Genomic DNA, 13272 nt, shown 5'->3' with positions numbered 1-13272 from the left:
AAGTGGTCAGACCACTTCTGTCTATAGCATACAGAAAACGCTGCTGAACGTAAAGTGAAATCCAATTAAGGAAAAACCTACAGCATTTTTCATAAATCCTTTGTTTGTTGAATAATTATCTGCGGTTTCCCATTTCGACGTTCGACAGTACCCTCAATATGAATGATTGCCATCTCGATAAGAAGCGGATTCGAGAGCGCGTATTTTTGCGGGAAAAGCGTACAAGAAATTGAGCCCGTTTCATCTTGAATCGTGACAAATGCCATCGATTCCCCTTTTTTCGTTCGTATTCGCTTGATTTCAGTTATAAGGCCAGCAATTTTCACATATGTTCTATCCGCTAAAGTATCGATTGAGATGATGGTATAATAATTACCCCCAGCTGCTTTCTTTACCTCAGCTGCAGGATGTTCTGATAGATAAAAACCAAGTACTTCTCTTTCGTATTCTAGCAACATCATCCTTGGCATTGTGCCACCAGGCGAGTATTTCGGACTTGCGACTGATCGCATCACTTCGCTAAGAAAATCGTCGCCATCATCAGGACGGATAAATAATGCATGGGATATTGCTGCATCAATCGACGTTAACAGGACTGCACGCGTTTCACCAAATACATCCAGAGCTCCAGCCTTAACAAGCGGTTTAATGGATTTCTCAGTGAATACCTCACCCCCGAGAGATGCTGCCATTTCAAACAGCGTTTTCCAATTACCGCCAGACTTCCTAGCTCGCTTAACTGCATTATAAAAAGTGGGTGTTACGCCTTTGATAGCTCCAAGACCAATTCTTATTGAACCGTTTTCAACAGTGTACATATACTTACTGCGGTTAATAGAAGGAGGAAGAACTTTAACATCCCTCGCTTCAGATTCACGCATCAATTCAATTGCCTTCTCGTTGTTTCCAGTGGTTGAGGAAAGAAGGGCTGCGTAAAAATAAGCGGGTTCATTCGCTTTTAAATAAGCTAGTCTGTAAGAAATAAGTGAATATGCGACTGCATGGCTTTTTGGAAAGCCGTAATCCGCAAACTTCACAATGAGGTCATAGATTGCAACAGCTGAATTTTCAGGATAACCGTTACTGACGGCTTTTTGTGTGAAATGAATTCGTTCTTTCTCTAAGTTCTCCCGATTCTTCTTGCTGACCGCACGTCTTAACAGGTCGGCTTCTCCCATAGTGAATCCAGCAAAGCGAACTGCAATCTCCATGATTTGTTCTTGATAAACGATAACACCGTATGTTTCTTTTAACACCGCTTCGAGCTGTGGGTGAATATAGGTAATTTGTTCATTATCATTTTTGCGACGGCTATAAAGAGGGATATTCTCCATCGGTCCCGGTCGATACAAAGCAGTGATAGCAAAAATATCTTCAAACTTATTTGGACGGATTAATCGGAGTGCATCTCTCATTCCATCTGATTCAAATTGAAATATCCCCGTCATATCCCCAGTTCTAAAAAGCTCAAATGTTTTTTCATCATTAAGCGGAATATCTTCAAAATCGATTCTGATTCCTTTATCGTAAGAGATCATTGACCTAATGCGGTCCAGTAGAGTTAAATTACGCAACCCTAGAAAATCCATTTTCAATAATCCCTGTTCCTCGACGTCTCCCATTGGCCACTGGGTCAAGTAGATGTCATCCGAACCGCTTTGAAGTGGTACCACATCAACTAGCGGGACTGGTGATAAAATAAGTCCCGCTGCATGTGTTGATGCATTGCGCGGTAGTCCCTCTAGCTTAATTGCAGCTTCTAACCAGTCATTTCGTACTGGATCAATTGCAATCCAATCACGAAGCGCCTTTGATTCTGCAACTGCCTGCTCGATTGTAATTCTGTGTCTATTAGGAATTTCTTTTGATAAATAAGCCATCTCTTCATTTGAAAAATCGAAAACTCGAGCTACATTACGGACAACTGATCTAGTGGAAAGCGTACCAAATGTAATAATTTGTGCGACATGCATTTTCCCATATTTCTTTGCAACATAGTCAATCACTTCAGAACGACGGTTGTCTGCAAAATCGATATCGATATCCGGCATCGTCACTCGACCCGGATTAAGAAACCGTTCAAAAATTAGTCCATATTTTATAGGATCTACATCGGTTATATCAAGGGCATAAGCAACAAGCGACCCTGCCGAAGAGCCCCGTCCGGGACCCGTAAGTATTCCTTGCTCTTTGGCATAACGCATAAAGTCCTCGACAATTAGGAAGTAGTCTGCGAATCCCATTTCACTAATAATTCTTATTTCATACCGTAGGCGCAAATCATACACTTCTTCCACCTCACCGAGCCGCCGTTTTAAACCTGCAGCACTGTTTTTAGCTAAGAGGGATGTTGAAGTCTCCTCGGGCGAAACCGGAAATACCGGCATCAGCGATTGAGTTGGCGGTAATGTTGCGTCGCACGATAAAAGGATATCTGACATATTTGAAAGCCATTGAAGTCTATCTGAAAACCAATCAACTAGTTCGCTTTCTTCAGGGAGATATGCTGTCTTTGTAAGATTATGAGGCCTTGCTGGGTCATTAAGTTTATAACCCGTACGGATTGCATCGGCGACTTCATACGCAAAAGCATCTTCTTTATGGATATACCTACTTTCATAGACAGCGGCAATAGGAATGTTTGTTGAAGCTGCAATCATTTCAATTGCAGCTTCATCAGGATGTTTTATGCCTCCTGATCTATCGATGCCTATAATAATGGAAGATGTGTCACACCCCTTTATCATACGAGTAAAATCATCTTCGGTACGAGAAGTGTTCCATGAATCATCTGTCATCGGACAAAAGATTATACATCCCGAGCTATAAGCCTTCAACCATTGAATGGGTAGTGTTTCAGACTCTCTCACAGAAACCGCACTGCTCATCTTCAGAAGGTTTCGATATCCTTCATCATCTTTTGCATAAACGTAAAGAAGGACGGCTTCCTTTTCTCCATTTTCCAAGTACACAGACAAACCAATCACAGGGCGTATTCCAAATTTAATCATCATTTTATAAAAAGGACGGATGCCATATAATTTAGAATTGACAATCGCAACAGATGTAGCCCCTCTCCTTTTCAGAAGCGGGGCTAAATCCTCAATTTTTATGATTCCGCGCAGAAGATCTGCACCCGTCACTACTTGCGGATAGACAAGTGTCAATGTAATTCCTCCGCTCGTTTTCCTACATGCAAAGTTCTTTTAACTTTCCAATGACTTCATCTGTTTTTTCCCAAGAATAGACAGATGCGCCAGCTGCGAGTGGATGACCACCGCCTCCATATTGTGCAGCCAACGAATTAATAACCGGTCCTTTTGAACGAAACCTAACCCGAATCTGATCGGCTTCCTCAATAAAGATAATCCAGGCTTTAATTCCCTGTACATCCCCTAGTGCACCTACCAATTGGGAAGTATCCGAAACTGATACCCCAAATTTTTCGAGTAGTGCCTTATCCAGTTTCACAAAAGCTGCACCATTTTCGTCAATTGTGAAGTTTTGATAAATATATCCTTTAAGATGTAGTAATTCCCGCTTCATCTCATACATTCCTGCAAACAGTTCAGTTCTATCAAAATCAAATTTGATCAAATCACTTACTACTTCAAATGTATTTACAGTCGTGCTGGGGAATAGGAAACGTCCTGTATCTCCTACAATTCCTGCAAATAAAAGTCGAGCGGCATCAGTGGTCATTTTCCAACCATAATGTTCTTTTCCTACTTCGTATAAGGAGTAAATCATTTCCGATGTTGAACTTGAATCAGTATTAACCCATTTTACATCACCATAAGGATCCGCATCAGGATGATGATCAATCTTCATGAGTAAAGCACCTTCAGTATAGAACTCGCCGTCAATTCGCTCAGTATTTCCTGTATCGGTGATAATCACAAGAGCCCCTTCATAAAACGATTGTTCGACATGATCCTGCAAAGTCAAATATGTAAGTGTTTCATCATGTTGGCCTGTTGCAAAAACTTGTTTTTCAGGATAATTAGCTTTTAACAATTCTTTCAGCCCTGACTGTGAGCCATATGCATCTGGATCAGGTCTTATATGACGATGAATAATGATTTTATCGTATTTTTCAATTGTGTCGATGATTTGTCTTTTCATAAACGATTCCTCCAAGCTTCGATATATTCCGGTCGCAATCTTTTCGAAAAGCCGCTACAATGTAATAAGTTTGTATGTAATGGAGGGCTTTCATGTTAACTATAAATTTCTTTTTAGTATTTTTCATAATCGCATCTGCGGTCTTTTATTTCTATTTCAAGACCAGACAATTTCGTACCAAACAGCTATTCCCGATTCGCAAAAAAATGTATGCAAGTATGGCGGGTGGGTTTCTAGGTAGTTTGTTACTCTTTTTTGGAATTAATCAGCTAATGCTTTTTAATGGCATCACAACTTATATCATTGCTGCCTTGTTCATTGGACTTGGAGCTTATGTAGGCATTTTCAATTATCGAGCCTACAAACATTATAAAAGTTTTGTCAAAGAAGAAAAAGAGTTGAATGAGAACTGATGCACATACGTGCATCAGTTTTTATTTTCCACTTCTTCATCGTTCAAATAATTGATACATAATCATCGCTTTGGCAACTAAGTCACCTTCGGTTAAAATATCAAAATCGACTTTTACAAAACGTCTGCTCATATGCAGAATCCTTGGTATGACAACGACTACACTTCCGAGTTGGACGTGCTTGATGAAATACAGGGACATATTTTCCGGTACACTTTCCCCCCGTTTCCTCATCTTAATGGCTCGATTACCCGACTCGGTTAAAAGGGTCGTTAATGCTCCATAAGACAGAGAACCAAACTGATTCGTCATTTGCGGAATTACTGTAAATTCAACAGTATGGGGTTGCTCAGGTATCGTTTTCATCTGATTCTTTATAATGTCGTCAATTGTTTCTCCCTGCTGCGGTTGACGTTGCGTCATCTGCATAGCTTTTAAAACGTCCTGTCGACTAATGATACCCGTGAGAATTCCTGCGTCTGTAACGACTGGCAGAAGATCAATGCCTTCCCAGATCATGCTGTGTCCTGCGGAGGCGACAGATGTCTTGCCGGTAACAGTAATTGGATGACGAGTCATTACTTTTTCAACTAATTCATCATTCATTTTGCCAATGGCATCACGTGACGTTATTACCCCGACTAATTTCCCGCTTTTCTCCACAACGGGATAACCAGTATGAGATGATTTATCATTCACTTCATGAAAACGTGTGACCTGATCTTTTGCTGAAATCGTAATTGTTTCTGCTAGAGGCGTCAAAATATCTTCTACCAGCAAGATTTCTTTTTCGATTAACTGATCATAAATTGCCCTATTTAACATCGTTGCTACTGTGAATGTATCGTAACTAGTTGAAATAACTGGTAGGTCCAATTCATCCGCCAGTTGTTTCACTTCATCGGAAGCATCAAATCCGCCAGTAACAAGCACCGCGGCACCAGCTAGAAGCGCTGTTTCATGGGCCTTCAATCTATTCCCCACAATCAAGAGACTGCCCGCATTAATGTAACGCAACATATCATCAAGTTGCATTGCCCCAATAACGAACTTGGTCAACGTTTTATGTAAGCCACTGCGTCCTCCGAGTACTAGACCATCTACAATATTAACAACTTCTGCAAATGTCAGTCGTTCGATATTCTCCTTCTTTTTTCTTTCAATCCGGATTGTACCGACACGTTCGATCGTATTAACGAGTTTTTGGTTTTCTGCTTCTTTAATCGCCCTATAAGCTGTTCCTTCACTTACAGAAAGTGCTTTCGCAACTTGACGTACTGAAATTTTCTCACCAACGGAAAGTCCTTCGATATAACGAAGTATTAGTTCATGTTTTGTCGCCATGTCTTCACCTTTTCTCTATCATGACCTTAAGGCTATTCTACCACAAAACGTTTAAGAAAAGCGCTTCCTGCATGAACAGTGACGACTGAACAGAGGTCTGATGAAAAAATCCGGATTTTTATAATTCTAATGTTTCACCTACATCCATTATTTTCACTATATGTCCATCGACTAGAGCTTTGAACGTTTCCGGATCTTGCTCAATCGGTGGAAATGTATTGAAATGGACAGGTACAGCAAGTTTTGGATTTAGTAATTCGACAGCGCTGGCCGCATCTTGAGGGCCCATTGTAAAGTTATCACCAATTGGGACAAAAGCTACATCAATTGGATGACGTTTTCCAATCATCTCCATATCGCCAAAAATCGAAGTATCTCCTGCATGGTAGATTGTTTTCCCTTCTACCATAAACAAAATACCTGCTGGCATTCCTGTATAAATGATTTCATTCGCTTCAGTCGTGTAAGAAGAACTATGAAACGCCTGTGTATACTTCACTGTCCCAAAATCAAACTCGCATGCTCCACCAATGTTCATGCCGTGAGTTCTTAAGCCCTGCCAAGACAGATAGACTGCAAGCTCATTCGGAGCTACAACAAGTGCATTATTTGCTTTCGCTATGGCAACAGTATCCCCAACATGGTCATTATGTCCATGTGTTAGCAGAATTACATTTGGTTTTTCATTTTCCACTATTAGATCTGTAAGCTTATTTCCTGTAATAAATGGATCAATAAGAATCGTAAAATCACCAGTTTTTATTTTAACAATCGAATGACCATGATATGAAATCTTCATTGTAAAATCTCCTCCTATATTTCTTGTCATTAGACAAATTTCGTCGTACAACCTGAAAACCCTCTTTTTTGTTATAATAGGCATATTCGTATTGGGAGGTCATTGTAATGAGTAAAGTAAAAGAAATACAACAATTTCTTCAAAAAGAAAATTTGGATGCAGCATTTATCACTACACCAGACAATGTATTTTACTTGTCAGGATTCCGAAGCGATCCCCATGAGCGACTTCTCGGTGTCATGGTGTTTAAAGATGAGAATCCATTTGTAATTTGTCCTTTAATGGAAGTACCTGATGTAAAGGCAGCTGGTTGGCCTTTCGATGCAGTTGGCCACGAAGACACCGATGATGCATGGGATATCGTCATAGAGGCTGTCCGTAAACGTGGTAACCTTCCAGTTTCAATAGCAGTAGAGAAGTTTCATTTGACAGTCGAGCGTCTTGAACGCATGAGCGAGCTGTTTACTAATGCTAATTTCGTGCGCTTGGACGAACAGTTAAATAGCATGCGTAATATCAAAAGTGAAGAGGAACTAAACAACTTACGCATTGCTGCTGAACTTGCCGATTACGCTATCGAAGTGGGTTGCAGGGAGATCGCAGAAGGAAAAACTGAACTTGAAATTCTAATGGCAATCGAGTTTGAAATGAAGAAAAAAGGTGCCGAGAAGATGTCATTCGATACAATGGTCTTATCCGGTCCTAAAACTGCCTCTCCACACGGTACGCCTGGTGATCGTAAAATTCAGCAAGGTGATTTCATCCTATTCGACCTAGGTGTAGTCTACAAGGGCTATTGTTCCGATATTACACGTACAGTGGCATTCGGCGAGCCGACGGTTGAAATGCGTGAAATTTATGAAACAGTTAGAAAAGCGGAGCAAGCTGCTGTAGATTTAGTCCGTCCAGGCGTCAAGGCGATGGATATCGATAAAGCTGCTCGTGATGTAATTGATCAGGCTGGATACGGCGAATATTTCACACACCGAATTGGACATGGGCTTGGTATTTCAGTTCATGAGTTTCCATCGATCACAGGTACCAACGAACTTATTCTAAAAGAAGGCATGGTCTTCACAATTGAACCCGGTATTTATAATCCTGCAATTACGGGGGTCAGGATTGAAGATGATGTTGTTGTAACAGCTGACGGCGTTGAAGTATTGACAAAGTTCCCCAAAGAATTGAAAATTATTAAAGCTTAACGATTGCACAGTTTTACGTTAAAAACAAAAAGAAGTTGTCCACACACTAACAAGTGTGGACAACTTCTTCTAAATCATTATTGGTTTAATAGTGTTTCAGCAGGTACATATTCCACGCCTTGAGCATCTGCAACCGCTTTATATGTTACATGCCCTTCCATCGTGTTAATCCCCTTTTGAAGAGGAACGTTATCGAGACATGCTTTCTTATAACCTTTGTTTGCAATTTGAAGTGCATATGGAACTGTTACGTTCGTTAAAGCTGTTGTTGAAGTTTGTGGTACTGCACCTGGCATATTCGCTACTGCATAATGAACGACACCATGTTTTACATAAGTGGGTTCGTCGTGAGTCGTAACGCGATCCGAAGTTGCAAAAATACCACCTTGGTCGATTGCGATGTCTACAAGAACAGAACCTTGTTTCATCGATTTAACCATATCTTCTGAAACTAGTTTCGGTGCTTTCGCTCCTGGAATCAAAACAGCTCCGACAACTAGATCTGCATCTTTCACAGATTCAGCAATGTTGAATGGATTTGAAACCAGTGTTTGAATATCATTTCCGAAGATTTCATCTAATTGACGTAGACGGTCAACTGACAAGTCAAGAACTGTTACTTTCGCACCCATTCCTACTGCGATACGAGCAGCATTCGTTCCAGCTTGTCCGCCACCGATAACTGTTACGTTACCGCGTGAAACACCTGGTACGCCGCTCAGTAAAATACCTTTACCGCCGTTTGTTTGTTGTAAATATTGTGCACCGATTTGTGTAGCCATACGGCCTGCGACTTCACTCATTGGAGCAAGAAGTGGCAACGAGTTATTTGGAAGTTGTACTGTTTCGTAGGCTATCCCAACAACTTTTTTATCAAGAAGTGCTTGAGTCAACTCTACTTCAGGTGCAAGATGCAAGTATGTGAATAAGATTAGCCCTTCACTGAAATATCCGTATTCGGAAGCAACAGGTTCTTTAACTTTCATAACCATATCTACATTCCATGCTTCTTCAGCAGTTGCTACGATTTTAGCACCAGCCTCACTATAATCTTCGTCCATAAAGCTTGAACCTAAGCCAGCACCTTTTTCAATAATAACTTCATGTCCTGCAGACTTTAAGTTGAATACGCCTGCAGGTGTCATAGCGACACGGTTTTCGTTGTTTTTAACTTCTTTTGGGACACCAATTATCATTACTATTCCTCCTCGAGATGATGTTTAGTTAGTTGGTCACCTGACATCCATGCATTCATCTGAACCAATCCAATTCAATATTATCAGAAAGTAAGTTATTATGCTCTATTTTGTCTATTTGCGGAATATTAAATAAATAACCACTCTGTAATTGTACGATAGATTTTCATTAAGCCACTTCTCCCAACTGTCACAATTTCGTCAAATCACTAAATAATTATCATTTCCCTCTATGATTAAAAGGTTTTTCAAATATAAAAGTCGAAATAAGGTAGTATACTATTATTAGGATGGAGTGAGGAATAATGACTTTAGTATACAAACAAATTTTAGTTGCTGTAGACGGTTCCAAAGAATCTGAATGGGCTTTCAGAAAAGCTGTGGCAATTGCAGATAGAAACGAAGCAACACTGAACTTAATAAACATTATCGATACACGTTCTTATGCTGCAATCGAAGCTTATGATCGTTCAATTGCTGAACGTGCACAAAAATTTGCTGAAGATCTTTTAGGCGATTACAAAGTAGAAGCAGAAAAAGCTGGATTGCAACGTGTTAATGTCATAGTAGAATATGGCTCACCAAAAACAATGATTTCTAAAGATCTATCCAAAAAATTAGAAGCTGATTTAATCATTTGTGGGGCAACCGGTTTAAATGCTGTAGAACGATTCCTAATCGGAAGTGTATCAGAAAATATAGTACGTTCCGCAAAATGTGACGTTCTTGTTATTCGTACACCTGAATCTGCGAAATAATGAAAGTAGAGTTGTCCAATTGTTCTATGGACAACTCTTTTTTATATTGTAGACAATACCTAAAATAAAGGTTGAATAACCATAGCTCTAATTTGAATTTTATCAATATGAGTAATCCAATTTTTCTATTCTACAAGATTGTCCTTAAATGAATCAATTAGTTTTAAGGGTTCATAACCCTTAAAACCCATATAATAGTGATCCAATCAAAATTCACAGTAAAAAGGCAACTCAATGTGAGCTGCCTTTTTGCTTAATCTTTCTCATTTATCCTTTAAATCTTCAACTGAATCAATATCTACGTATGCAGGTACAACCAATCCATTTTTTGTTCCCTCAAGATTTGGTCCAAGATCAACTAAATCATTCTTATAGGTTTCATAAAATTCGACATGCGTACCTGGTAGCCATGCACCAACCATAGCATCCGCACTATTGTTAGCGATACCAGCAAACATAGGCCCAACTTCAACCTGAATTAATTTCGTTTTGTAACCATTTTGCTCAAGTACTTTACCAACGACATTTGTACTGACAATCTCTGTGTCCCAAGCGACAAACACCAGATCAATACTTTCGCCATTTCCCGCTTGAGCACCATCCGTCCACTCTGCCACTTTATCCGGATTATCATTAATCCACTTTTCAGCAGCTTCAGTTGGACTAGATCCGTTTGACACATCAACCATGACACTTTCCATATCACTTGATTCCCAGAAGAATTGGTCTAGGATTTTATATGCACCTGGGACATCCTGTTCAAGCCCTTTTCTTACAAGTGTATTAATGTCTTCAGCTCCACCAAATGAACCCATAGGATCATCCAGGTATTTCAAATCAAAAGCGGAGAACATCCAGTGTGGTGTCCATCCTGTCACAATAATTGGCTTTTCCGCTTTATAAGCTTTTTTCAATTCTGCAACCATAGCAGCCGAAGAACCTTCAACTAGATTCCAATTATCAAGACCGTAATCAGTTATTGCAGTTTTAGTTAGCCCCATAAGTCCTGCTCCAGGCTCAATCCCAATTATTTCATATTCTGTCTGAGTACCAATTTCACTAGCATTTTCGTTCACAGTATCGCCTTGAGGAATTGCTAAAACAATCGCAGTACCGCCTATAAGTACAGCAAATATTAAAAAGACGATTTTTGGTTTTATAACATGTTCATAAGCTGGCTTGCGCAAGTTTTGCGTAATGCGATCTAGGATGATAGCGATAATAACAATTGACAATCCAGCTTCAAAACCTTGTCCTACATTAATTTGGCTGACTGCTCTGTATACATCCGCCCCTAGACCAGGCGCTCCTACTAAAGAAGCAGTTACAACCATTGAAAGAGCAAGCATAATACTTTGGTTTACTCCAGCCAAAATCGTTGGCATGGCCAATGGTAATTGAACTTTAAACAATTTCTGGTTAGTTGTCGATCCAAAAGCATTTGATGCTTCTATAAGTTCTTCAGGTACTTCGCGAATACCAAGATTCGTCATACGAATAGTTGGCGCAATCGCGAAAATAAACGAAGCAACAATCCCTGGCACTACACCAATTCCAAAGAATAAAATCGATGGAATCAAGTATACAAACGCTGGCATTGTTTGCATAAAATCTAAAGTGGGTGTAACTACTTTTTGAACTGTTTTGTTTTGTGCACACCATATTCCTACTGGAATCCCTACTAGAATAGTGAGAAATCCTGATACTAAAACAATCGAGAGTGTTTGAATTGTCGACTCCCAATAGCCTAAATTATCAATCAAAAGTAAACTAACTATGGTAAATACACCTAATTGCCATTTACTGGTATAGGTAACTAAAAGTCCTAAAATGATTATTAATACGATAGGCGGCCCTACACTCAATACCTCAACTATAAGATCTAAGCCCCAATCAATTACATTTGTAAATAATTCAAAAAATCCTGCAAATACAATGGTTACCCAATCAACTAGGGTATCAACCCATTCTCCAAGTGGTATTTTGGATATACTCAAATCATTCACTCTCCAAATCATTCAAGGAATCTTTGTTTCCGACAAGAGCTCCAATTAATGCCCCCCGAATAATAATTCCTTTAATTCTTTTCTCTTCATCTATAACTGATATTGGTATACTTGACGTTGCCATCACTTCCATAATATCAGCAAGTAAGGTACCCTCTGTTACAGTTGGGATGTCAGCAGTCATCACTTCAGAAATTGATCTCCCTTGATCTATTGCAAGACGTGCATTCTCAGCACTAAGCGCACCTAATAACTTTTGCTTACGGTCCACAATGAATATACTGGAGTAACCCTGTCTTCCCATGATTTCTAGTGCAACCCTTGGACCTCTGTCTATACTAATTTTCTCTGGACGTTTCATCACGTGTGATGCAGTTAGTATTTTAGACAAATCGACATCTTCCACGAACTTCTCTACAAATTCATTTGCTGGCTCTATCATTATTTGTTCAGGTGTTCCGAGTTGAATGATGCTTCCATCCTTCATTAAAGCTATTCGATCTCCTATACGCAGTGCTTCATCCAAATCATGTGTGATAAAAATAATGGTTTTCTTGAAACTTTCTTGAATTTCAATTAACTCATCCTGCATATCCTTTCGAATTAATGGATCTAGTGCGCTAAATGCTTCATCCATCAAGATGATTTCTGTATCACTAGCAAGTGCACGAGCAAGTCCAACCCTTTGTTGCATCCCACCACTCAATTGTGAGGGAAACTGGTTTTCATATCCCTTCAACCCTACAGCTTCTAACGCATTCATTGCTTTTTCATGGCGCTCCTTATCGGAGATTTTTTGAATCTCAAGCCCAAATCCTGCATTCTCCAGAATTGTTTTATGTGGAAAAAGCGCAAAGTTTTGAAATACCATGCTTATCTTTTTCTGTCTCACATCTCTTAGACGAGCAGCATCCATTTTTACAATATCTTCATTATTGATCAAAATCTCACCTAATGTTGGCGTAATTAATCGGTTGAACATGCGGATTAATGTAGACTTTCCACTTCCGGATAATCCCATTATCACGAAGATTTCACCTGGATAAACGCTAAAGTTTACATTTTTAACGCCGACAGTGTGCCCCGTTTCTTTTAAAATGTCTTTCTTTGAACTGCCTTTTTTTAATAACTCTACTGCAGCTTTTGGAGATTTACCAAAAATCTTCGTTACGTTTTTCACTTCTACAATTGGTTCCATTTATACACCTCAATCAATATTCTCTTCAGGTAAAGATCCATACATCCTTTTTTCATGAAGGCAGATTATTGCACATTTTTTTCGATAATAAAGAAAGGTTATGCAAACAATGAAAGATAGAGACGTTCATTGTTTACATTGTCTTTGTTCCACATAAAATGAAATAATACTTCAAAAGCAGACTTTGCAAATATACTATTGAAGTATTTCTCTTATTACAGTTGTTCA

General features: G+C 39.4%; 10 protein-coding genes. 3 read left to right on the top strand and 7 right to left on the bottom strand.

Annotated elements, in window-relative coordinates; translation table 11 throughout:
- Window positions 1–89: 89 nt before the first annotated feature.
- Both dnaE and AC25Y5_RS01540 read right to left on the bottom strand, forming a co-directional pair.
- Complete coding sequence (gene dnaE / locus AC25Y5_RS01545) at window positions 90–3167, bottom strand: DNA polymerase III subunit alpha (RefSeq protein WP_488138776.1); 3078 nt, start codon at window positions 3165–3167, stop codon at window positions 90–92.
- Between the two features lie 22 nt (window positions 3168–3189).
- Window positions 3190–4125, bottom strand: coding sequence for a DHH family phosphoesterase (locus tag AC25Y5_RS01540; protein WP_488138775.1), 936 nt, complete (start codon window positions 4123–4125; stop codon window positions 3190–3192).
- Window positions 4126–4217: 92 nt separating this feature from the next.
- On the opposite strand from AC25Y5_RS01540, the gene AC25Y5_RS01535 reads away from it, so the two are divergent.
- Window positions 4218–4538, top strand: a complete 321-nt coding sequence (locus AC25Y5_RS01535) for a YtpI family protein (protein ID WP_488138774.1) — start codon at window positions 4218–4220, stop codon at window positions 4536–4538.
- 36 nt (window positions 4539–4574) lie between these two features.
- Here the strand turns inward: AC25Y5_RS01535 and AC25Y5_RS01530 are convergent, their stop codons facing one another.
- A complete protein-coding gene (locus AC25Y5_RS01530) occupies window positions 4575–5882 on the bottom strand; it encodes a DRTGG domain-containing protein (RefSeq protein ID WP_488138773.1) in 1308 nt (435 codons plus the stop codon).
- 118 nt (window positions 5883–6000) lie between these two features.
- A complete protein-coding gene (locus tag AC25Y5_RS01525; protein WP_488138772.1) occupies window positions 6001–6681 on the bottom strand; it encodes a metal-dependent hydrolase in 681 nt (226 codons plus the stop codon).
- A gap of 107 nt (window positions 6682–6788) precedes the next feature.
- Here AC25Y5_RS01525 and AC25Y5_RS01520 point away from each other — a divergent pair, with 107 nt between their 5' ends.
- On the top strand, window positions 6789–7886 hold the full coding sequence (locus AC25Y5_RS01520; protein WP_488138771.1) for a M24 family metallopeptidase: 1098 nt from the start codon (window positions 6789–6791) through the stop codon (window positions 7884–7886).
- 77 nt (window positions 7887–7963) lie between these two features.
- On the opposite strand, the gene ald is transcribed toward AC25Y5_RS01520, so the two are convergent.
- On the bottom strand, window positions 7964–9082 hold the full coding sequence (gene ald / locus AC25Y5_RS01515; protein ID WP_482099783.1) for an alanine dehydrogenase: 1119 nt from the start codon (window positions 9080–9082) through the stop codon (window positions 7964–7966).
- A gap of 305 nt (window positions 9083–9387) precedes the next feature.
- Here ald and AC25Y5_RS01510 point away from each other — a divergent pair, with 305 nt between their 5' ends.
- Window positions 9388–9840: a universal stress protein gene (locus AC25Y5_RS01510; protein WP_482099784.1), complete on the top strand. Its 453-nt coding sequence runs from the start codon at window positions 9388–9390 to the stop codon at window positions 9838–9840.
- Between the two features lie 263 nt (window positions 9841–10103).
- Here AC25Y5_RS01510 and AC25Y5_RS01505 read toward each other — a convergent pair whose 3' ends face one another.
- Window positions 10104–11837: a glycine betaine ABC transporter substrate-binding protein gene (locus tag AC25Y5_RS01505; RefSeq protein ID WP_488138770.1), complete on the bottom strand. Its 1734-nt coding sequence runs from the start codon at window positions 11835–11837 to the stop codon at window positions 10104–10106.
- Window position 11838: 1 nt separating this feature from the next.
- A complete protein-coding gene (locus AC25Y5_RS01500; protein ID WP_488138769.1) occupies window positions 11839–13044 on the bottom strand; it encodes a quaternary amine ABC transporter ATP-binding protein in 1206 nt (401 codons plus the stop codon).
- Window positions 13045–13272: the final 228 nt, after the last annotated feature.

The organism is Sporosarcina sp. Y1011 (genome assembly GCF_057669885.1).
Note: the sequence above shows the minus strand (reverse complement) of the source record. Positions and strands in the feature narration are given on the sequence as shown.